We start from the raw sequence: 23,629 nt of genomic DNA on the forward strand, positions 1-23,629 counted from the left end.
ACTTCCGAACTTATTTATATTCTCTGCTGTACCGAACTGGACTGGATCGAACTGGAATTCACTCCACTCCAAAACCTAAGGACATTCTTATGACCAAAGCCACAGGTCCCCTGTCAGGATTACGTGTTTTCGATCTTTCACGTATTATGGCGGGCCCAAGCTGTACACAAATGCTTGGTGACATGGGCGCCGATGTCATAAAAATAGAACGCCCCGGCCAAGGGGATGACACACGCAAATGGGGCCCTCCTTTTCTCAAGGACAAAGAAGGCAACGACACCGACGAAAGCGCTTACTACCTGTCTGCCAATAGAAATAAACGCTCTGTCAGCCTGGATATCTCCCAACCCGAAGGACAAAAGCTGGCAAAACAGCTTATTGCGAAAAGTGATATTCTTGTTGAGAACTTCAAAGTCGGGGGACTTGCCAAATACGGCCTGTCCTATGACGATTTGAAAGATGAATTCCCCAACCTGATATATTGTTCAATCACAGGGTTCGGCCAAACAGGTCCCTATGCCCCGCAGGCTGGTTATGATTTCCTCATTCAGGGCATGGGCGGTATCATGAGCTTGACGGGTGAACCGGATGGACAACCGATGAAAGTCGGCGTCGCCATTGTTGACCTGATGTGTGGCATGTACGCAAGTAACGCGATCCTTGCCGCCCTTCATCACCGCAATCAAACGGGCGAAGGGCAATATATTGATGTTTCACTTTTGGATACACAGATAGCCTGGCTCGCCAATCAGGGCCTTTATTATCTGACGTCCGGCGAACTCCCCCCTCGTCTGGGGAACGGACATCCCAATATCGTCCCCTACAACGTTGTTCCTTCCAGTAATGGACATTTCATTCTCGCCATCGGTAATGACGGACAATACAAGAAGTTTTGCCGCTTTGCTGATTGCATGAACCTGTTTAACGATGAACGGTTTCACACCAATCAAAACCGAATTAGAAACCGGGACGAACTTTATCCTCTCATTGGTGAAATCACATCACAGCACCCATCAGAATACTGGATAGAGAACTTACCTCCCCTTGGCGTTCCTTGCGGGCCCGTGAATGATATGAAAGGCGTTTTTGCCCACCCGCAAACACAGGCAAGAGAAATGAAAATTTCAATGCCTCACCCAACAGCCGCCCAAGGGTCTGTCGACTTGATTGGTAGCCCGATGAAGTTTTCCCAAACCCCCATTGACTACCGCACCCCCCCCCCAAGTATGGGACAGGATACGCAGCAGGTTTTTGAAGAGTTGTTGGATCTGGATAAATCAGTTTTGCATGATCTAAAAGAAGGTGGCGTTATTTAAATTTTGACCAATGGATAAAGCTTTTTTCAATTTCAAAAGAATCCTCTTTCCACATTTGCATCCAAGTAACTTCAATGACATATTGCGGTTTTAATGACGACATATGCTGAAACGATCGCTGCTGGCCAAACGGGCCACGGGCACCTGCTAGGAATAGAGGGCCTGAGAGCTGATCAGATTTCCAACTTGCTTGACCTAGCCGATGGCTATGTTGACCAGAATCGCGCCGTGAAAAAGACCATTGATTTGTTAGAGGGTCGCACGGTGATTAATCTCTTTTTCGAGAATTCCACCAGAACACGTACTTCTTTTGAGTTAGCTGCCAAACGTCTCGGCGCAGACGTTATCAACATGACTGTTGCCTCTAGCTCTATCAAAAAAGGCGAAACACTGGTTGATACAGCCATGACACTCAATGCGATGCACCCCGATGTCATGGTGGTCCGACATTCAGATTCAGGCGCTGTAAAGCTTTTGTCTGAAAAGGTGAATGGCTCAGTGATCAACGCAGGTGATGGAAGCCATGAACACCCGACACAGGCGCTGCTTGATGCCCTGACGATACGTCGACGCAAAGGCGATCTTTACGGACTTCGCGTTGCGATCTGTGGCGATGTCGCCCATAGCCGGGTTGCCCGGTCAAATATACACTTGCTGAATACAATGGGCGCAGAAGTCCGCTTGATTGCACCGCCAACACTTCTCCCTTCTGCGGTTGATCGCATGGGAGTCGAGACTTTCCACAATATGAAAGAAGGTCTGGAAGGCTGTGACATTGTCATGATGCTCAGGCTTCAGCTTGAGCGAATGCAGGGATCATTTGTCCCTTCCGTCCGAGAATATTTCCGCTATTTCGGTCTGGATCAAGAGAAACTGGCTATGGCAAAACCAGATGCCCTGGTAATGCACCCCGGCCCCATGAACCGTGGTGTTGAGATTGACAGTGAACTGGCCGATGATCTGGACCGATCACTGATCAGGACACAGGTAGAAATGGGTGTCGCCGTACGTATGGCCTGTTTACACGCCCTGACACAGGGTACTTTGTCAGACGGAGTGAGATCATGAGCCAGTTAGATAACAAGACTAAACGCGCTTATATAAACGCTCATCTGATAGATCCAGCAAGTGGCCTTGATACGAAAGGAGCTTTGCTGACCGAGGGCATTCATATTGTTGACTTTGGCCCGGATCTATTCAAAGACGGTGTTCCTGAAGGTATTGAGACAATTGATTGCCAAGGAAATCACCTTGCGCCAGGTCTCGTTGATATTCGGGTTCACCTTCGCGAACCCGGTGATGAACACAAAGAAACTATCCTCACCGCAGGCCAGGCCGCTGCAGCTGGTGGTATTACGTCTATCGCAGCCTTACCCGATTCTACACCTGTTCTGGATGATGTTTCCGGGGTTGAATACGTCGCCCGTCGCGCCCGTGAAGCCAAAATGGTCAAGATCTTTCCCTATGGTGCATTAACAAAACGCCTTGAAGGAAAAGAGCTGACAGAATTCGGGCTGTTGTCTGAGTTTGGAGCCGTCGCCTTTACGGATAGCACCAAAGCGATCGCCAATGCACAAACCATGCGCCGCGCACTAAGTTATGCAAAAACCTTTAATACTCTCATCGTCCAACACCCGGAAGAACCGACCCTTGCTGGTGGCGTCATGAATGGTGGCGAGATTTCTACACGTATGGGGCTATCCGGCATTCCGACCTACGCTGAGATAATCATGGTCGAACGGGACATACGTCTTGTCGAAATGACAGGTGGCCGTTATCACGCAGCACATCTTTCAACAGCTGGGGCTGTTGATATTATTCGCCAAGCCAAGGCCCGTGGTTTGCCCGTTACTTGTGATACGGCACCTCATTATTTCTGCCTGAACGAAAACTCTGTTCTCGATTACAGAACGTTTGCCAAGGTATCGCCACCTCTTCGATCCGAAGAAGACCGTGAAGCCATTTTCCAAGGCTTGGCAGACGGTACAATTGATGCAATCGCCAGCGATCACAGCCCGCATGATCAAGACTCAAAGCGTCTCCCTTTTGCGCAGGCCGAATTTGGTATTGTCGGACTGGAAACACTCTTTCCTCTCGCGCTTCAACTTTACCATAAAAAAGCGCTCTCGCTTTTGGATTGCCTCTCGCTTGTAACGAATAAACCTGCTGAGATATTAGGACTTCCCGTGGGAAAAATTGCAAAAGGTGCTGCTGCTGATCTTGTACTTTTTAATCCGGACAGTCCTTACTTCATTGATCCTGAAAAGTTCAAAAGCAAATCCAAAAACTCTCCCTTCACAGGCTTCCCTGCCCAAGGAAAGGTTTTCCGAACCGTGGTTGACGGACGTACAATTTATGAACGATAAAGTTTATAGAGCGTAGGATCTTACTCGCCCTACCCGAAGACTCCGGCCCGACCTTAACCCAGACAGCCAAGGAGCTGTGTTTTATGCCAGACCCCATATCGTGGAGCCACGTGGCACCCTTTTATCTGTTAGCATTTGCAGGTAGCTATCTGTTGGGGTCTGTTCCTTTCGGGCTTGTCATTACCCGCCTCTTTGGGCTAGGCGACATTCGCCAAATCGGATCGGGAAACATCGGGGCGACCAACGTGCTGCGCACAGGTCGCAAGGGCCTCGCCCTTCTAACCCTGATATGCGATAGCGGCAAAGGTGCTGCTGCTGTTTTGGTCGCAGCCCTTTGGGGGCCTGACCTAGCCCTGATCGCTGCATTGGGCTCCCTACTTGGACACCTTTTTCCTGTTTGGCTCAAATTCAAGGGCGGAAAGGGTGTCGCAACAACGCTGGGCGTTGTTATCGCCCTGTCATGGATGGTTGGTCTCGTTGCTTGCCTGACATGGCTCATCACCGCTTTAACCCTGCGTATGTCATCCCTGTCTGCACTTATGGCTATGCTGGCGACGCCCATTGCAGTCTGGTTTATTCATCATGACCTTCAAATGGTTGAATTGACAGCACTACTGGCTATTCTGGTTTGGGTGCGTCACCACGAAAACATCAAACGTCTGATCAAAGGTGAAGAACCTAAAATCGGACAAAAGAAATGATCATTTCAGTAGGGACGCTATTTTATTCATAACACTCTGTATAACACTCCGGGGTTGACTCATCCCCCAACAACGCCCCAAATAAAGGTATGTTGGACACCATAAAGCCCCCCAAAGATCTGCAAGAAAAACTTGATTGGCTTCAATTAATCCGATCCAAATCAGTCGGGCCAATAACTTTTTACAAGTTGCTGGAACGCTTCGGATCTGCGCATGAAGCTTTGAAAGCTTTACGCGCAAAAGCGATAAAGAATAATCAGAAAGACCCGATAGCAAGTCGATCAAGTATTGATATTGAACTAACCAGAATTAAAAAATTCGGGGCAGCACTCATCGCTTATGGAGAAGAGAGCTATCCGCCTTTGCTTGCACAAATTCCCGACGCCCCGCCATTACTTCAGGTGTTAGGTAATGCAAAGTTCCTCAAAAAAAGAACCGTCGCAATTGTCGGTGCCAGAAATGCATCTGCAAACGGGATCAATCTGGCAAAAGAGTTGGCACAGGACCTTGGAAAATTCGGTTTTCTCATCGTATCCGGCCTCGCCAGAGGTATTGATACCGCTGCTCATCAAGGGGCAATCCAAAATGGAACAATAGCCGCTGTTGCCGGCGGATTGGATATTATTTATCCGCCAGAGAACAGATCACTCTATGAAGCGATTATCGAAAATGGTGCTCTCATTTCCGAAATGCCATTGGGCAGCGAACCACAAGCCAAACACTTTCCACGCCGTAATCGTCTGGTATCCGGCCTGAGCCGGGGCGTTGTTGTTATCGAAGCATCTCTAAAATCAGGATCGATGATTACAGCAAGATTGGCACAAGAACAAGGCAGGGAGACTATGGCCATCCCAGGCAGTCCGCTTGACCCCAGAAGCAAGGGCGGGAACGCCTTGATCAAACAAGGGGCAACCCTAGTCGAAACAGCACAAGATATTGTCGAAGCTCTCGAACGCCCCTTTGATCCACCTATAAGAAAAACGGAAAGAAATTCCAAACGAAAAAGGCCAGCGACAGAACCTTCCGCACCGCTTTTAAATATCGTTACTGAGAAAAAAACACCCGTTAATGCGGTTGATGCTCGACTTTCTGTAAAAGAGTTGTTAGGTCCTAGCCCAGTATATGTAGATGACCTGCTCCGACAGAGCCAGCTATCGCCAACAGAACTGAATGGTATTTTGTTGGAGTTTGAATTGGCAGGACAGATTGAATGGCAAGCGGGAAACCGTGTTGCCCTGATCAGTTAGGGGTCTCTTAATGGGATCAGTTCAGGGGTCTTTTTCTAAGATCTCTAGAAGAAAATTTAAGATATCAGGCGCTATCCGGATATCAAAATATTAGTATCAGAGTATTAGGTAACAGAACCAATTTCTGTTAGTAACCGAAAAATTTAGACGTAGGTAGAACCCGAAGCTATGAATATTGTCGTTGTTGAATCACCGGCGAAAGCCAAAACAATCAACAAATATCTGGGCGAAGATTATCATGTCCTCGCCAGCTACGGGCATGTGCGTGACCTTCCCCCAAAGGATGGTTCAGTCGCCCCCGACGAAGATTTTGCGATGTCATGGCAAGTGGATAGCGGATCTGAAAAACGTCTGAAAGATATTATTACAGCCCTCAAAGATGCTGATCAACTGATCCTCGCAACCGACCCCGACAGAGAGGGAGAAGCCATTTCCTGGCATCTGGCTGAAGAGCTTGAAAGAAGGAAAAAGCTCAAGGGTAAAAAAGTTTCCAGGGTTGTTTTTAACGAAGTGACCAAGACAGCGATCCAGCAAGCGTTCTCTGAACCCAGAGAACTGAACATGGAACTCGTAGAAGCTTATCTCGCCCGTCGTGCGCTTGATTATCTTTTCGGCTTCACCCTGTCACCAGTGCTGTGGCGCAAACTTCCGGGAAGTCGTTCAGCTGGACGCGTTCAATCTGTTGCTCTTCGTCTGATTTGTGATCGGGAATCCGAGATTGAAATCTTCAAACCACAGGAATATTGGACTGTTGATGCCAAGCTCTCGACTGCAGATGGACAGAAATACGGCGCGCGCCTAACACAACTGAGAGGCAAGAAACTCGACAAGTTCGATCTTGCCAACGCAGCCGCCGCACAGGACGCGGTTCATCTGTTGGAAGATGCTACCAGCTTTACCATTAATTCGGTCGAGAAGAAGCAATCTCGCCGGAATCCGCAACCGCCTTTCACGACCTCTACCCTTCAACAGGAAGCGTCTCGTAAGCTCGGTTTCGGGGCTTCACGGACAATGCGTATTGCCCAGAAACTCTACGAAGGCGTTGATCTTGGGGGCGAGACTGTTGGTCTGATCACCTATATGCGTACTGATGGTGTCAGTCTTTCTGCCGAAGCCATTGCTTCTGGCCGTGACCTCATTGCCAAGCAATATGGCAAAGACTATCTACCCGCAAACCCCCGCGTCTATAAAAGTAAAGCCAAGAATGCTCAGGAAGCTCACGAAGCGATCCGCCCGACCAATCTTGAACTGTTACCACGCGATGTAATATCTCATCTTGATGACGAAGGACGTAAACTCTACGAACTAATCTGGAATAGAACCGTTGCCAGTCAAATGGAAAGCGCCATTCTGGATCAGGTTGCTGTGGACATCGACGTTGCCCAGGGTCAGGCTGTTCTTCGTGCCAACGGTTCTGTTTTAAGGTTTGATGGCTTCTTGAAGCTATACAAAGAAGACAAAGACGACGAAAAAGAGGGTCAGGATGATGATCGCCGTCTACCAAAGCTGACAGAAGGCGACGTTGCCAACCGCGAAGAAATTGAAAAAGAGCAACACTTCACCCAACCTCCACCGCGTTATTCAGAAGCTAGCCTTGTAAAGAAAATGGAAGAACTGGGCATCGGACGTCCATCAACCTACGCTTCTATCATACAGGTTCTACAAGATCGCGATTATGTTGTTCTGGAAAAGAAACGATTCAAGCCTGAAGATCGTGGACGTATTGTTGTTACCTTCTTGCGGAACTTTTTCTCCAAATACGTCGAATTTAACTTTACAGCGGATCTCGAGACCCAACTTGATGACATCTCAGCAGGTTCGATTGATTGGAAAAAGGTTCTCAGAGGTTTCTGGGATGCCTTCCATACCGCTGTTGATGAAACCAAAGGCCTGACGATTACAGAAGTTATCGAAGCTCTGGACGAAGACCTTAGTGATCACTTCTTCCCGACTCCTGAAGATCCGGACAAGAAACACCCAAGAGAGTGTCCAACCTGTGACGACGGACGCTTGGGGATCAAGCTTGGAAAAACGGGGGGCTTTATTGGTTGCTCTAACTACCCCGACTGCCGCTATACGCGTCAGCTTTCTTTGCCAGACGGTGAAGGTGGAGAAAATGATCTCAGCCAACCAAAAGAGCTCGGTGTCGATCCGGCAACAGAGCTTGCCGTAACACTCCGCAAAGGGCCTTATGGTGTTTACGTTCAATTGGGCGAAGCGGTTGAGAAAACCAAACCTAAACGTGTTTCCATTCCCAAGGGAACACCAATCAGCGATGTAACTTTCGAGCTTGCTCAAGGGTTGCTATCTCTGCCGCGTGATATCGGCCCTCACCCAGATGATGGTGCGATGATTATCGCAGGCATCGGACGTTTTGGCCCCTACGTGAAGCATGGATCGACCTTTAAATCGCTGACCAAAGATGATGATGTTCTGATTGTCGGCCTGAACAGAGCTGTTGCCCTGATTGCAGAAGCTCCAAAGCGAGGTCCAGCTGCTGCCCTTAGAACAATCGGAGCACACCCAGAGGACAGTGTTGATATTACAGTTCACTCCGGCAGATATGGCCCCTATGTAAAATGGAACAAAGTGAACGCTTCTTTGCCTAAAGATAAAGAAGTTGACACCATTACATTGGAAGAAGCTGTAGCGCTTTTAACAAAGCAGCTAGAGAAGAAGGGTACGAAGAAAAAAGCGCCCGCTAAAAAGAAAGCTCCAGCGAAAAAAGCCGCGGCTAAGAAGACCACCGCCAAGAAAACAGCAGCAAAGAAACCTGCCACGAAACCTGCTACGAAAAAAACTGCGGCAAAAAAGGCACCAGCCAAGAAAACGACAAAACCCAAAACTGAAGAATAGCTGTTAGGAAAAGGGCGTGACCTCTGATCGAAAATCCCCGCCCTTTCCCACAAAGGAAGCGGTTTTAGACTTTATTGAACAATCTCCAACTGCGGTTGGAAAGCGTGAGATTGCCCGCGCTTTTAATTTGCGTGGCAACGACAAGATCCCCTTGAAACAACTTTTGAAAGAGCTCAAGGACGAAGGTCATTTTGGACGTGGCCCCAAACAACGTAAGAACAATATCGACGGCCGTCTTCCCCCTGTTCAGGTTATCGAGCTGACACGGATAGACAGCGACGGAGAACTCATCGCTGTTCCCGCCGCATGGGAAGAAGATCACCCTGCACCGATGATTTACGTTTTGCCCGATCGTAAAAGTAAATTCGATCTGGTCGTTGGGGATCGTGTTCTCGCCAAACTCAAAAGGCTTGATAATAAAAGCTATCAGGGTATTCCCATCCGAAAACTTGAAGCTGCCGCCCTTAAAATACTGGGTATCTATCAGATTACTGAAGAAGGCGGCTTTGTTCGTCCCGTCGATAAAAAGGCAAAGAAGGATTTCATTCTGAATCCCGACTATGCCAAGTCTGCAAAACACGGAGAACTTGTTCTCTGTGAAATTCGCAAGGGACGATCCCGTAAAGGTCTTAAAGAAGTAAAGGTTGTCGACGTTCTTGGCGATATTGACAGTTCGCGTGCACTCAGCCTGGTCGCAATCCACGAACGTAATATCCCGAACCAATTTCCCGAAGAAGCTTTGGAAGAAGCAGCCGCAGCAAAACAAACCACCTTGGGGAAAAGAACAGATCTACGCGATCTGGCTCTCGTAACTATTGATGGGGCCGATGCTCGCGATTTTGATGATGCCGTCTGGGCAGAACCCGATCCCGATAATGAAGGTGGCTGGCATATTATTGTGGCCATTGCAGATGTTGCCCATTATGTCAGAGCAGGAAGTCCATTAGACGATGAAGCTCAAACGCGTGGTAATTCAACTTACTTCGCAGACCGAGTTGTCCCAATGCTTCCCGAAGCACTTTCCAATGGATGGTGCTCACTAAAACCCAACGAAGATCGCCCGTCAATGGCGGTTCATATGTGGATTGACGCAGAGGGTGAACTCAGAAAACATAAGTTTGTTCGGGCATTAATTCGCTCTCAAGCGCGCCTAACCTACGAAGAAGTACAAGAAGCACTTAACGGATATCCAAGCGATAAAACAGCTGACTTGCTTGATCCAGTGTTAAAGCCGCTAAAAGGCGCTTATGACACTATGCTCAAAGCCCGCCATAAACGGGGAACTCTTGAGCTTGAAATACCTGAATTCCAAGTGGTTATGGACGAATCCGGCGAAGTCACAGATATCGTCAAAAGACAGAGACTCGACAGTCATAAACTTATTGAAGAGTTTATGATTACCGCCAATGTTGCTGCCGCGATAGAACTAGAAAGCAAGCAGCTTCCATGCATGTATCGGGTTCACGAAGCCCCCGATCCTGTTAAGATAGAAGGCCTGGCCGACAGCTTACACGGCATGGGGATCAAGTTTGCCAAGGGGCAAGTCATCCGCCCGAAAGTCCTTACACAGGTTTTGGAACGTGCCTCGGACTTACCAGAATCCAAGTTGATTAACGAGCTTATTCTCAGAGCACAAAGTCAGGCCAGATACGACGCAACCAACCTTGGTCACTTTGGCTTGGCTCTGACAAGATATGCGCACTTTACATCGCCGATACGACGTTATTCCGATCTCATGGTTCATCGCGCCCTCATCAAAGGCCTCAACCTTGGCAATGACGGACTAACAAGCGCGGAGACAACAAAATTCAATGATATCGCAGAGCATATCTCGGCAACAGAGCGACGCTCAGCAGCTGCGGAACGTGATACCGTCAACCGTTTCACTGCTTCATTCTTCTCCAGGAAGATAGGAACGATCTATCCCGGAAAGATCAATGGAGTACACCGTGCCGGGCTCTTTATCACACTGGATGAAACTGGCGCGGATGGGCTGGTTCCCATGTCCTACCTACCCGATGATTATTACCTTCACGATGAAAAAAACCATAGCCTAACTGGGCGCCGTTGGGGGCGCGTGTTTAATCTTGGTGATAGCGTTATGGTCCGAATCTTTGAATCCAATCCTATAACCGGTGGCATTGCACTCCGCATTGTCGAAGGCGACGACAACAATGAAGAAACTCGTGCGAAGCCTAAGAGACAGAACAAAGATCATCACCGGGGGCGCAAAAGAAATAAGATCGGTACTTCCTCTCGCAGATCTCCAAAAGGAAAAAACCGTTAATAAGCAACAGGGAAACTAAATCAAAAAGTTTAAATACTGACCTTATCTTTTGATATAGTTAGAAAATATGCTGTTAAAATTGTATTTGAGTAGTAAACTCAGCAAAATTGAACAGTAAATTCGTACAGTAAATTTTCATGGGAGACAGGGTAGATGCCCTTTAACTCAAGATTGCATCTGCACTATCTCTGCTCCAAAGCCATTCGCAGGTTTTGGGCGCTTTGCCTTATTACCATTATAACCGGTTGTAATGCGCCTTATCCAATTCAAGAAACTGAGTTCCAGCCTAAAAATTCTTCGCGCCTTTTTGCCGAAGGCTTTAGTCACGTAACCGACTTCTATATCGAAGAAATTGACGTATCCCGTCTGGCGCTTGCCGGAATGGATAATCTGACGACGCTGGACCCTGAGTTCGAAGTCATTGATGCCGGCAATTCGGTTACCGTTAACTACGAAGGACAGCCGATCTCTCGACACAGCTATCCCTCGACGCTGGATAACAGAGCATGGGCTCTCTTGACCTCCAGAGTTATATCAGAAGCCCGTGGTGTTTCCTCACCTTTTAGAGACGCGAGTATTGATCAAATACACCAAGCTGTCTTTGATGGTATTCTGGGTGAACTAGATCGGTTTTCGCGATACTCAAGACCAGATCAGGCAAAGAGTAACAGGGACAGTCGTAACGGCTTTGGTGGTCTAGGCATCCGCTATATAAAAGACCCAAAGGGTGCTCATATCATATCGGTAATGGAAAACACACCAGCTGAAAGTGTTGGATTACAAGCTGGCGATATTATCGTACGAGTTGGTACAACTGATATCAGTAGCTTTTCAGAATCTGCAATAACCAAGCTCCTGAAAGGTCCCCAGAACTCAAAAGTCAGAATTACAATTCTTCGTAATCCTAAAGCGCCCGAAAACATCGTTTTTGAAATCACGCGTAAAAAGATCGTAGTCCAGACCGTAAACTATTCTGCGGCTGGTAATATCGCGTATCTACAAGTTTCCGGCTTCAACCGATCTACGACTTCAACGATGCGGAAAAAGGTGCGAAAAGCCCAGAAGGAAATTGGTAAGAATATCAAAGGCTATATAATTGACCTCAGAAATAATGGCGGTGGTCTGTTAAAAGAGGCGGTTAACACTGCTGATCTCTTTATATCCAGCGGAGCAATAATCTCTACCAGAGGCCGACATCCTGACAGCCACCAATACAGCGCAGCTCATAGTCAGGATATTGCCAAGGGTCTCCCAATTATTGTTTTGATTAACTCCTATTCCGCCTCTTCATCCGAAATCCTTGCAGCAGGATTACAGGATTCCGGACGCGCGATAATTGTTGGCAGTAACTCTTTTGGCAAAGGCACTGTACAAAAAGTATTCCAACTACCAAATAGAGCTGAAATAGCCGTTACATGGGCTCGATTTCATGCCCCTTCCGGATATGCTATTCATAAAAGAGGCATTATCCCTGATGTCTGCACAACATCTGACGGCACAAAGACCCTTGCTGACATCGTCGCACTTCTGAGGTCAGGTGTCTTGCCTATATCAAGCGAAATAAGAGCCTCTTCACCAGCTTTAGACGATGATATCGCCCTTGAGAATATCAAAGCCACATGCCCTCAAAGTGCAGAACCATCTGAGCTTGAAAAAGAAATCGCCGAGGCGTTGCTGGCATCACCTGATTTATTTGACCTCGCCCGGGGGCAGCGTGCACCAACAACATCAGAACTAATCAACTGATAGAATATCTTCAATTTTCTCATATTTTTGATTAACTTTAGCATAGATTAGAAAATATCAGATCAGGGCTTGACTTAAGAGCTTAAAAGGTTATGTTTCGCCCCTGTTATATTTGTAATTTTTTAAGCGCGATGAGGATTTCGCTATGGCTAAGCCGGCTACTCAACTAATTCGCATGGTAAGCACCGCGGACACTGGCTACTTTTATGTAGCAAAGAAAAACCCGCGCACGCTTACAGAAAAACTCGAGCTACGCAAATACGATCCTGTTGCGCGCAAGCACGTTGTTTTCAAAGAAGCGAAAATGAAATAAGCTTTTTAAAAGCTTAAAGAAAAAGGCCGCTTGATGCGGCCTTTTTTGTGTCTAATTTTCAACAATGGCTAATACCCAAACTATTATTACACAGCCCTAGCTATTACTGAAAATAGGCTTGAGATTAAATCGTAAGGCTCTGATCTGAATTACTTTGGCTGGAATGCTCGATACATACACAGTTACGGCCCATAGACTTGGCGTCGTATAAAGCCGTATCAGCACGCGCCAAAAGACTATCAGCCACCTCCATCGGATCTGAAGTCGTTGCAACACCAACAGATATTGTGATGGTTAACGCTTCTGGGGACCCCGGAACTTCAATTGGTTTGTCACCGACTCGCGCTCTAAGACGCTCTGCAACAGTAAAAGCCTGTTCTGATGATGCACTTGGCATAATAACAACGAACTCTTCCCCACCGTAGCGCGCAAGCATATCAAAATCGCGAACAGCATCAGTAACCCGCTTGGCTAAAATCTTTAAGACCTCATCTCCACTGGCATGGCCATATGTATCATTTACCAGTTTAAAGTGGTCAATATCAAACATAAGCGCAGATACAGGCTTAGCCGTTTCTGCAATCTCCATAATCGCACGGTCTAAATGCGCATTCATATAACGACGATTGTAAACCCCAGTCAGCGGATCTGTGTATGCCAAAGCAACGCTTTTCTTCAGCATATCAGTTAGGCGATCATGATAACGACGGCGCTTTATTTGGGTCTTACATCGTGCGCGCAATTCATTTGGATCTATCGGCTTAACCAGATAATCCGTTACGCCAATATCCAGCCCCTTAGCTAGTTGAGAAAGATTTTCTTCCTCCAGTACCAAAAGAATTGGAACATGCCTCGTTTCATCATGCGCTCTCAATTGAGAGCAAAGTCTCAAACCGTCCTCACCACCAAGATCAAGCGCAACAATGAAGAGGTCATATGACTTCTCTTGCCCCAGCTCGATAACTTCACGTGGATCTCGGGAATGATCTACATTATGCTCCAACTCAGTCAGGAAATTAATAATTTTACTGGCTGTTAAGTCGTTGGTTTCCGCCAAGAGTATATTTGCATTAGAAATGGCGGCTTCATCATCAGACTCACCAGTACCAATAGAATCAAAGCGCGAAGAAGCTTCTTGACGGACTCTTAATTCATCAGTCATCATCTTGAGACGAACAAGAGATCTCACACGCGCAAAAAGAGCGACATCATTAAGCGGTTTGGTAAGGAAATCATCTGCTCCAACTTCAAGCCCGCGAACCCGATCACTTACTTCACTCAATGCTGTGACCATAACAACTGGAATATGGCGCATCTTAGAATTATTTTTCAAACGACTACAAACTTCGTACCCGTCCATACCTGGCATCATCACATCCAACAGGATGATATCCGGCATTTCCTTAGCTGCAATTTCTAGGGCAGATTGTCCGTCTGAAGCAGTTATCACCTCGAAATACTCTGCCATCAGCTTCGCTTCTAAAAGCCTGACATTAGCAGGTATATCGTCTACGACCAAAATCCTTGCCGCCATAAATGCTGCACTCTTTCGATATTATAAAAGTAAAACCAACTTAAAAATTCTTTAGCTCAAGAATCTTTCGACAGTTTCTAAAAACTTTGTCACAGAGATAGGTTTTGGAATATAAGCCTCACATCCCCCTTCTCTGATTTTTTCTTCGTCCCCCTTCATAGCAAAAGCCGTGACCGCGATCACGGGAATAGCACGAAGGTTATCGTCTTCTTTAAGCCATTTTGTGACTTCCAGACCGGATACCTCAGGCAGCTGAATATCCATCAAAATCAAATCGGGTTTATGAGTACGCGCTATTGAAAGCGCTTCCATACCGTCTTTTGATTGAAGGATGTTATAGCCTTGAGCCTCCAGCAAATCGTGGAACAGCTTCATATTCAGTTCGTTATCTTCGACAACAAGAACAGTTTTTTCTTTGTTAGTCTGCATAGATGTTTCCTGCCGATGCCTCCTAAAAACACATGGAGAGCCCAATGCGCTTCATTAAATGTCTCAGGTGGTTAACTATATTCACTGAAACAATACCCTTGAATGCCACACTACTCAACTTTAGTTAACATATGGTAACGGAAATATTGTTAAAATTTACAATAAAAGCGGTTTTGACCTGCTAACTCACTAGAATTACAAAAATTTCAACTCTGGCCCAGTAAAACCTCCTCACCTTACACGCTTCAATTTGTTAACAATTCAACTCAATAGAGTGTTGGTAATATCTTGCCAAATAAAGAACATAAAGAGTATAAAATAAGAACAATAAATAAACGTGATTTCTTATGCCTGACCTTTGCAGAGATTGTTTTCATTGGCGAGAAGAAGCATCAGCTTCTAACGAAAAGCCAATTCGCTGTATAAGCTGTCACTCACCGCGCATTATCAGCCACCCCGAACTTGGGAATCTGACAATGGCACACATAGACTGTGATGCCTTCTATGCCAGCGTGGAAAAAAGGGATAACCCAAAAATCCAGGACAAGCCCGTTATTATTGGCGGTGGGAAACGGGGTGTTGTCTCCACAGCCTGTTATCTCGCACGTCTATATGGCGTTAAGTCCGCAATGCCAATGTTCAAAGCGCTCAAAGCATGTCCAACTGCCGTGGTCGTCAAGCCAAACATGTATAAATACAAGGAAGAAGGTTTGAAAGTGCGCGCCATGATGCAATCCTTGACACCACTTGTCGAACCACTTTCAATCGATGAAGCTTTTTTAGATCTATCCGGAACGGAAAAATTACATGGTCATTGCCCTGCGATCACCTTGGCAAAACTGATCAAAAAGATAGAAGATGAAATTGGCATCACAGCCTCGGTCGGCCTCAGCTACAATAAATCAATGGCCAAAATCGCTTCCGATCTGGATAAACCTCGTGGATTTTCTGTTCTCGGCCATAGTAATACACAAGACTTTTTGAAAGAACAGCCTGTTCGACTCATTTGGGGCGTAGGGAAAAGCCTAGAGAGACAACTTCATCAGGATGGTCTAAGACAGATCAAAGATCTTCTTCCCTATAGCGAAGAAGAGTTGATGAAAAAATACGGTCAAATGGGTCAACGAATGTTTCATTTTATCAGAGGACATGACGGACGAACAGTGAATCCCAAATCACCAACAAAAAGTATTTCTAACGAAACAACATTTAACGAAGACATAAGTGACTTCGAAGAACTTTCAGTCGTTCTTTGGCGGCTTTGTGAAAATGTTTCAAGTAATTTAAAGAGAAAAAAGTTCGCAGCAAAAACAATTAATCTCAAACTGAAAACCGGGGATTTTCGCCAAATATCCCGTAGCCGAAAAGTATTTTCTCCGACACAGTTGGCAGAAGAAATTTATCAAACCACGCTCCCTTTATTAAAAGAGCAATGTAATGGTCAACGCTTCCGTTTACTTGGTGTTGGCGGCAGCGACCTTGTATCGCCTGATTTTGCAGACCCCCAGGATTTACTGGATCCCCAAAAAGAAAAGCGGAAAAAAGTTGAAGCTGCTCTCGATCGAGTTCGAAGCAAGTTAGGCAAAGATAGTATCCAAAAAGGCCGCTCTTATCGCGGCGTCACTAAAGCCGATAACAAAGACAACAAATAATAGTTATAGAAAATATCGCCACACCGAAACTATCCGCATTGAGGAGAACTATTAACCTCAAGTCCTGTCATTTTTCCTTTGACAGAGAAGTCACCAAAATCCAGATCTATAGAGGACACCACACCATTTTCATAAAGGGTAAGCGTTTGTTCCTGAATGGGCAGCGTACTTTTAGAGTTCAAATCATAGAATGCCAAAAAAACTTTCCACGACATTTTGTCCTTTAATTCAAGCGTATTCTCTTCTTCTGTATTTGGCAGAATAATGGCAGACACCTTAAAGGCATCAAGCTCTGCTGTACCGTCAAACACAGTACGATTTAAAGCCGTTTCACCATCTTGGGCTGCCAGAATAATATCCTTCAAAAAAGCTGTCGGATAAATCACGTCTTTTAATTCAACATCCTGTTTTTCTGGTTCTGTAATTTCAGCGAGAACCTTTTCGCCTGACTTTCCGGGAGAAGCCTTTGCATGAGAAGATTTTCCGATATAGCGACTTTTACCGGACAAATTACCATCCTGTAATACAGTAAAGCGGTAATGTTGCCCGTCCAAAGCTTCCCAAGTATTTATCTTAAGGTCCATCTGCATGCTTTGCCCTGTACTATAGACAACATCCATTTCAAGCTCGTTTGTCATTAACCATCCACGACAGTCACTCGTCAGATCATACGCAATTTTCCCGCCCATACTACTAATCGCCCCTTGATAAGAGCTATTCAAACGCAGGTCATAAGAAGCTTTATGCAAAAGTAAATCTACAGAATTCTGTCCCGCTGTACCTACCTGTGCAAACAACAAAGCAGCCGCGGAAACCGATAAAAAAATTACTTTTTTCTGCCATCTACACATAAAGAAAATCCATTCCTAAAATTCAACAAACTGCCAAAGGATTATAAGCATCACTTTAAATACATATCATTTCAGGCAAGATTGAGGCATTTTCTTTTGCAATAAGCCTACTAGACACTTTTTACCCAGCCCTATTAATTCTGGTAAGTTTATTGGTAAAAATTGCACAGCAACTGAAAATAAGTAGATCACTGAGAACAATATACACCATAAAACAAACACTTATCCCACAGACTACAACCGGCATATTATTTGCATTGTTAGCATCGTTATCTTTAATAGGAAATGGTGGCGAACGTGACATATACGGATGCATTTAACGGATCTGGCCCTTTATATCCCACAGCTTTTGACAAAAGCGACGATATAAAGCTTTCAGCCGATCGAGATAATCTCATGTTTCGACTGCGGCGGATAGCTTATACCAATCTCAGTAAGAGCAAACGTATATCCGATAGGCAGGTAGTTGAGTTATTGGAAGCTGCTGCCCTTGCAGAGCAGACTCTCTCTGAGCAACATGAACGGATCAGATATCTGGAAAATCTCTCGATTACAGACGAATTAACTGATCTCCTAAATCGTCGTGGGTTTCAGCATGAACTTGATCGTGCTCTGAGCAGGGCATCGCGCACAGGCGATAAAGGCGTCCTGGTTATCTGTGACATGAACCATTTTAAATCAATTAATGACAGCTATGGTCACATGGCTGGTGACTGTGTTCTAAAAGAAGTTGCCAAAGCACTGGTAAAACACTGTCGCAAAAGCGATTACATTGCCCGCTTGAGTGGCGATGAATTCGCGATCCTTATGCCCAACACTGCCCCAGACAGAGTTGAAGCAATTATTGGCAAACTCAATAAACTTTTGAACATGCTTGTCGTTCGTTGGGGACAACACGAGATCCCTGTATCCGTCAGTGTTGGGTATGAAAACTATACCGCTGGAACCAATCCCAATCAATTACTCCATCTCGCTGATAAATCAATGTACCACAACAAAGGTAACCGTATTGCCTGTCATATCGGTAGTCAGTATGTGGAAAAAAGAACGCTCTAGATTTTTATATATTGCTACCTTCGATCCCATAAAAAATGCCCTGAAAATCTTTCAGGGCATTTTTTATATTGACCTTTTACACTGGCACTTCAAAAACGAATATTACCTAGCCATCAAAACCGACAGGCTTTAACTCATCCGCAAGATAAACAGCACTATCCAAGATATCAGCCACTTGATCGTCTATAATAACTTTGCTTATTTTCAAGTGATTTGTCTGTGCATCAATAACGGCTATCTTCTCAGAATACGCAGATATTTCTGTTGGATCAGTTGCCCCTAACTGCGCATCCTCTGCGAAGTAGCTAACTGATGTTTCCAAATCAGAAACTGCTGCGATCTCGATTTCATCAACCGGCGAAAGAGGTGCAAGCGTTGCATCAGCGACTTCAAAACCTACATACTCGTCACACAAATCCCCTTCCATTAAACGGATCAGAGCACAATCCTGTTGTGCAACCGCAGAGATTCCGTGGTCCGTCAGTGTTTTTCCGCTAAAAAAGTAACTCGCGACATCAACTGCTAATGACGCAACGCCAATCGCAGGCGGCAACGCACAGCCACTCAATGTGAGTGCAAGTGTTGAAGCGACAAAAATTTTCCGCATGATATTCCCCCCAGGAATAACGATAAGCTTTTGAGAATCATGAGTCATTTCGATTCCAAGCGCAAGAAGAATATCAATAAATATCAAATTTTATCTATTTTTCGACTCCAAAGTGAGCACCACAACTTTGTTTCGCAACCACTACGAGTCAAAATCGCCCTGCTTCATCAAGCAGGGCGATTCGATATTTGTCCTAATGCATCCAGATTAAATCAGAATGCATTCGCAGAAATTTAGTTCTCTTCAGTATCTTCCAACGGTAGATCAAGTTTGATGTGCAGTTCGCGCAAACGATCTTCATCAACTTCGGCTGGCGCTTGCATGAGCGGATCTTCTGCCTTGCCGTTCATTGGGAAAGCAATAACTTCGCGAATGTTTGGTTCATCAGCTAACATCATCACCATACGATCAACACCCGGTGCAGAGCCACCGTGTGGCGGCGCACCAAATTTAAATGCTGATAGCATACCACCGAAGCTTTCTTCTACATCTGTATTGCTATAACCAGCGACCTCGAAAGCTTTATACATGATGTCAGGACGGTGGTTACGTATCGCCCCGGAAGATAGCTCAATACCATTACAAACGATATCGTACTGGTACGCATTAATGGTTAAGGGATCCTGATTTTCCAGCGCGTCCATCCCTCCCTGAGGCATAGAGAACGGATTATGACTGAAATCAATTTTTCCTGTGTCTTCATCCAGCTCGAACATTGGGAAGTCAACAATCCAGCAGAACTTGAAAACACCTTTGTCCAGAAGCTCAAGGTCAGTACCAAGCTTATTACGGACATGCCCCGCAAACTTGGCAGCAGCCAGTTCCTTATCACAAGCAAAGAACACAGCATCGCCATTTTCAAGGCCTGCAATTTCTTTGATCTGTGCCAAACGATCTTCATCAAGGTTTTTGGCAATCGGTCCCTTAGGAACACCTTCCTTATCATAAATGATATAGCCAAGACCTGCGGCACCTTCTTTACGCGCCCAGTCATTGAACTTGTCAAAGAAGCTACGTGGGTTTCCAGCCGTACCCGGTGCCGGAATTGCGCGAACTACATTGCCACCTTCGATTGCACGGGCAAAAATGCCGAAGCTTGAACCACGGAATGCTTCCGTCACGTCATTAATGATAATTGGGTTACGAAGGTCAGGTTTATCAGAACCATATTTGGCCATCGCTTCTGCGTAAGGAATACGAGCAAACGGATAAGGCGAAACTTCACGCCCATCGGCAAACTCTTCAAATACACCATGGAGCACAGGCTCAATCGCGTTAAATACATCATCCTGAGTTACATAACTCATTTCAAAATCGAGCTGGTAAAACTCACCCGGAGAGCGATCTGCACGACTATCTTCATCACGGAAACAAGGCGCAACCTGGAAATAACGATCAACACCGCCAACCATCAATAGCTGCTTAAACATCTGTGGTGCTTGCGGCAGGGCGTAGAATTTACCGGGGTGAATACGGCTAGGAACCAGGAAATCACGTGCGCCTTCCGGGCTTGAAGCCGTCAGGATAGGCGTCTGAATTTCCATGAAGTCCTGTTCAATCATCCGGCGGCGCAGGGAAGAAATTACACCGGAACGAAGTTTCAGCTTCTTCACCATCTTTTCGCGACGCAAATCCAGATAGCGATAACGCAACCTTGTATCTTCACCAGCGTCTTCATCAGAGTTTACCTGTAATGGCAAGACTTCCGCGCGGGACTGGATTTCAAGTTCGCGAACACGAACTTCAATTTCACCCGTTGGCAAAGCTGCATTGATCGTTTCAGCAGTACGGATGACAACATCACCTGTAACCGTGATCACTGATTCGACGCGTGTATTTTCCAGTTTTTCGAAAAGCGGGCTAGAAACATCCACGACACACTGGGTAATACCAAAGCTATCACGTAGATCTACAAAAAGAAGCTGACCGTGGTCACGTTTACGGTGGACCCAACCAGAAAGGCGAACCTGCTGACCTTTATCAGAAAGGCGCAGTTCAGCACAATTATGGGAACGATAAGGATGCATAAGTATTTCCTTTGGTATTATAGCTGTCTCGATCTAGCAAATCTGTGTGCAGAGCAATTAAAACCAGAGCACTTTCAGGCTCAGCAAAAATTGAATCTCGGCACTCTGCCAAAATCATAAATTATTCCGTTGGAAAAAGGCATCAGATTGGCAATTTGTCAAGGTTTTGCACCTCAACTTTGAAGAAAGTTGGCAAATATTTTTCACAATCAACAAATTGTGCTGATATCCCCTATTCAGAAAGTGAATTTGCGTCTTAACCATATTCACCTTTCTAAGCAGGGATCAGGCACGTATAGTCGCGTCATGACATTGATTACATCCAGTAAAGAACTATCAGATCTCTGCCAGGAACTGGCAAAATCTGATGTCGTAACCGTTGATACAGAGTTTCTTCGGGACCAGACCTATTGGCCCAAGCTCTGTCTTGTTCAACTCGCAGATGCCAACAACTTTGCAGCAATAGATGTGTTGGCGCCTGATATCGATCTCACGCCACTGTTTGATTTGATGAAAAATCAAACAGTGCTGAAGGTTTTCCATTCCGCCCGGCAAGATTTGGAAATTTTTTGCCTTCTCATGGACGAAGTCCCCGCGCCACTGTTTGATACCCAGTTGGCAGCCATGGTCTGTGGTTTTGGCGATTCGATTGGGTATGACAATCTTGCTAAAAAACTTCTGAACGTGGACATTGATAAATCTGCCCGCTTTGCAGATTGGTCCAAGCGTCCTTTGACCCCGAAACAGATATCTTATGCCATTTCAGATGTTACTCATCTGCGTGATATCTATGCAAAGTTACGTTCACAAATCGACAAAAACGGTCGCGAGCACTGGTTAGCCGAAGAAATGGCCATTCTCGAAGATCCTGAAACATACCGCCAGGATCCCGATACGGCTTGGCTCAGGTTAAAAACAAGATCCAATGATCGTCGTTATCTTGCCATCCTGAAAGAGCTAGGTGCATGGCGCGAACTCGAAGCTCAGCGCCGTAATACCCCACGCGGCAGAGTGGTCAAGGACGAACAGCTTTATGATATTGCGTCCAACCGCCCAACTAATGCCAAAGAGCTTTCAAAGACTCGCGGTGTTTCAGTTGATATGGCAGATGGACGTCTTGGCAAAGAAATCCTCGCGGCAGTTAAGGTTGCAATGGATCTTCCAAAGGACGCCTGTCCAAAAGCGAAAGAGCGCCATATACCCAATAATGGCCTTTCAGCTATCATTGACCTGCTAAGGGTTCTTCTCAAGCAATGCTGTGATGAATTTGATGTCGCCCAAAAGCTCATCGCCAACAGCAGTGATCTTGAAAAGATTGCTGCCGATGATAATGCCAATGTCCGCGCACTATCCGGTTGGCGACGAGAAGTCTTCGGCGACAAAGCGCTTCGGCTCAAAAAAGGTCTCATTGCTCTTAGCATCAAGGATGGCAAGCTTGTCGTGGAGGATCTCGACTAAACTGCAGAGACCTGTTTTCCATCTCTGCAATAGTTTTGTTTCAGTCGGTATGCTCTATGGCATTGCCGTATGTGCTGGTATTTTTTATGCCAGCATAGCCTTTTTTGCACCTTCCCATTCTGACGCCAACCCATCAACACCACCAGCGCCGTTGCTCGCTTTTCCTGTCGCTTGCGACACCGATAGTGATTGTTTTATCCAGCATTATTTTGATTACGCACCCGGTCCCGAAGCCCTTGATCATACCTGCGGCATTCTCACCTATAACGGACACAAAGGCATTGATATCAGAGTAAGCTCTCCAGAATGGAAAGAAAGTGGCTTTCCCGTTCTTGCCGCCGCACAGGGTAAAATTGAAATTATAAAAGATGGAATTCCTGATCGTGCGCTCAATCAAGAGGAAATAAAATCTTCTCGTGGTCTTGCGCCAAAGCCCAGTAATTCTGTTGTCATTAACCATGGCAATGGTTGGCGGACACATTACGGGCATTTGCGTCAGGGAAGCGTCATCGTTAAACCTGGTCAGAACGTCGCCCAAGGATCCCTTCTCGGTTTGGTTGGCCTCTCTGGATCAACCAGTTTTCCCCACTTACATTTTCACCTGTCCTACCGAGGGCAAAACATAGACCCCTTTACCGGAATGACAGGCAGTGAAGGATGTGATCTGGCAGCAACGGGGCGTTCCTTATGGTCCGCAGAGGCCAATGCCAAACTTGGGTATAAAGATGCCGGTGTTTTTCGCACTGGCTTCTCCGATCATTTCCCCGACTATGAAGAACTAGATACACAGAAAGTTGAGATCAATAATTTCCCTGCAGAAAGCAAAGAGTTCTATTTCTGGGTCAGCTTGTGGGGTATCCGCCAAGGCGACATGGAAGAGCTAAAAATTCTGTTGCCTGACGGTGATGTATATCAACGAAGTGACGAGATTGAGAAAAGTTCCGTGCAAGGACTAAGAGGTTTTTTCTACAGCAGAAGCCTCCCTTTACCAGCAGGCACTTATCAAGTGAACTACAAACTCCGTCGCCTAAAGAACAAGCACAGTCCGGAAACGATTATCAATATTGATCGTTCAATGGAAATTGAGTCACCAAAAGAACTATTCACATCACCGAACTAACTTGCATCTATAACAGCTCAAACGTCATCCCCAGAGAACACGCGGTAGAGTCAATCCTTACTG

18 protein-coding genes are annotated in these 23,629 nt (G+C 45.9%); 13 read left to right on the top strand and 5 right to left on the bottom strand.

Translation table 11 applies throughout. The features are described 5' to 3' along the window. The first annotated feature begins 89 nt into the window (after positions 1-89). From WH96_RS13370 to rpmG, 9 genes are all read left to right on the top strand, one after another. Positions 90-1,316 carry a CaiB/BaiF CoA transferase family protein gene (locus WH96_RS13370; RefSeq protein WP_047764703.1) on the top strand — a complete coding sequence of 409 codons (1,227 nt, stop codon included), beginning with the start codon at positions 90-92 and terminating at the stop codon, positions 1,314-1,316. A gap of 93 nt (positions 1,317-1,409) precedes the next feature. Continuing rightward, positions 1,410-2,384 carry an aspartate carbamoyltransferase catalytic subunit gene (locus tag WH96_RS13375; protein ID WP_047764704.1) on the top strand — a complete coding sequence of 325 codons (975 nt, stop codon included), beginning with the start codon at positions 1,410-1,412 and terminating at the stop codon, positions 2,382-2,384. Continuing rightward, positions 2,381-3,682, top strand: a complete 1,302-nt coding sequence (gene pyrC, locus WH96_RS13380; RefSeq protein WP_047764705.1) for a dihydroorotase — start codon at positions 2,381-2,383, stop codon at positions 3,680-3,682. The genes WH96_RS13375 and pyrC overlap by 4 nt, the downstream gene beginning before the upstream one ends. An 83-nt stretch (positions 3,683-3,765) precedes the next feature. Continuing rightward, a complete protein-coding gene (plsY, locus tag WH96_RS13385; RefSeq protein WP_047764706.1) occupies positions 3,766-4,383 on the top strand; it encodes a glycerol-3-phosphate 1-O-acyltransferase PlsY in 618 nt (205 codons plus the stop codon). 89 nt (positions 4,384-4,472) lie between these two features. Further along, positions 4,473-5,630, top strand: a complete 1,158-nt coding sequence (dprA, locus tag WH96_RS13390) for a DNA-processing protein DprA (protein WP_047764707.1) — start codon at positions 4,473-4,475, stop codon at positions 5,628-5,630. Positions 5,631-5,798: 168 nt separating this feature from the next. Then, the gene (gene topA, locus WH96_RS13395; RefSeq protein ID WP_047764708.1) at positions 5,799-8,486 is read left to right on the top strand and encodes a type I DNA topoisomerase; all 2,688 of its coding nucleotides are present in this window, start codon (positions 5,799-5,801) and stop codon (positions 8,484-8,486) included. Between the two features lie 16 nt (positions 8,487-8,502). Beyond that, positions 8,503-10,773 (top strand): ribonuclease R, encoded by a 2,271-nt coding sequence (gene rnr / locus WH96_RS13400; protein ID WP_047764709.1) that lies wholly within the window; start codon positions 8,503-8,505, stop codon positions 10,771-10,773. A gap of 153 nt (positions 10,774-10,926) precedes the next feature. Beyond that, on the top strand, positions 10,927-12,519 hold the full coding sequence (locus WH96_RS13405) for a S41 family peptidase (protein WP_053005908.1): 1,593 nt from the start codon (positions 10,927-10,929) through the stop codon (positions 12,517-12,519). Between the two features lie 145 nt (positions 12,520-12,664). Beyond that, positions 12,665-12,832, top strand: coding sequence for a 50S ribosomal protein L33 (gene rpmG, locus WH96_RS13410; RefSeq protein ID WP_026261645.1), 168 nt, complete (start codon positions 12,665-12,667; stop codon positions 12,830-12,832). A 124-nt stretch (positions 12,833-12,956) separates the two neighbouring features. On the opposite strand, the gene WH96_RS13415 is transcribed toward rpmG, so the two are convergent. Both WH96_RS13415 and WH96_RS13420 read right to left on the bottom strand, forming a co-directional pair. Beyond that, positions 12,957-14,366 carry a PleD family two-component system response regulator gene (locus tag WH96_RS13415; RefSeq protein ID WP_047764710.1) on the bottom strand — a complete coding sequence of 470 codons (1,410 nt, stop codon included), beginning with the start codon at positions 14,364-14,366 and terminating at the stop codon, positions 12,957-12,959. 51 nt (positions 14,367-14,417) lie between these two features. Further along, positions 14,418-14,795, bottom strand: coding sequence for a response regulator (locus tag WH96_RS13420; RefSeq protein WP_047764711.1), 378 nt, complete (start codon positions 14,793-14,795; stop codon positions 14,418-14,420). Between the two features lie 347 nt (positions 14,796-15,142). Between WH96_RS13420 and WH96_RS13425 the strand changes: the two genes are divergently transcribed. Further along, the gene (locus WH96_RS13425) at positions 15,143-16,447 is read left to right on the top strand and encodes a DNA polymerase IV (protein WP_047764712.1); all 1,305 of its coding nucleotides are present in this window, start codon (positions 15,143-15,145) and stop codon (positions 16,445-16,447) included. Between the two features lie 29 nt (positions 16,448-16,476). Here the strand turns inward: WH96_RS13425 and WH96_RS13430 are convergent, their stop codons facing one another. Continuing rightward, a complete protein-coding gene (locus WH96_RS13430) occupies positions 16,477-17,298 on the bottom strand; it encodes an EipB family protein (RefSeq protein WP_047764713.1) in 822 nt (273 codons plus the stop codon). 297 nt (positions 17,299-17,595) lie between these two features. On the opposite strand from WH96_RS13430, the gene WH96_RS13435 reads away from it, so the two are divergent. Further along, positions 17,596-18,354 (top strand): GGDEF domain-containing protein, encoded by a 759-nt coding sequence (locus tag WH96_RS13435; RefSeq protein ID WP_162200154.1) that lies wholly within the window; start codon positions 17,596-17,598, stop codon positions 18,352-18,354. 106 nt (positions 18,355-18,460) lie between these two features. Here the strand turns inward: WH96_RS13435 and WH96_RS13440 are convergent, their stop codons facing one another. Together WH96_RS13440 and aspS are read right to left on the bottom strand one after the other, a co-directional pair. Further along, positions 18,461-19,009: a hypothetical protein gene (locus tag WH96_RS13440; RefSeq protein WP_047764714.1), complete on the bottom strand. Its 549-nt coding sequence runs from the start codon at positions 19,007-19,009 to the stop codon at positions 18,461-18,463. Positions 19,010-19,194: 185 nt separating this feature from the next. Further along, on the bottom strand, positions 19,195-20,988 hold the full coding sequence (gene aspS / locus WH96_RS13450) for an aspartate--tRNA ligase (RefSeq protein WP_047764716.1): 1,794 nt from the start codon (positions 20,986-20,988) through the stop codon (positions 19,195-19,197). Positions 20,989-21,294: 306 nt separating this feature from the next. On the opposite strand from aspS, the gene rnd reads away from it, so the two are divergent. Both rnd and WH96_RS13460 read left to right on the top strand, forming a co-directional pair. Continuing rightward, complete coding sequence (rnd, locus tag WH96_RS13455; protein WP_047764717.1) at positions 21,295-22,446, top strand: ribonuclease D; 1,152 nt, start codon at positions 21,295-21,297, stop codon at positions 22,444-22,446. Next, a complete protein-coding gene (locus WH96_RS13460) occupies positions 22,424-23,566 on the top strand; it encodes a M23 family metallopeptidase (protein WP_162200155.1) in 1,143 nt (380 codons plus the stop codon). The genes rnd and WH96_RS13460 overlap by 23 nt, the downstream gene beginning before the upstream one ends. The last annotated feature ends 63 nt before the right edge of the window (positions 23,567-23,629 follow it).

It is taken from the genome of Kiloniella spongiae (assembly GCF_001026905.1).
Taxonomy (GTDB): domain Bacteria; phylum Pseudomonadota; class Alphaproteobacteria; order Kiloniellales; family Kiloniellaceae; genus Kiloniella; species Kiloniella spongiae.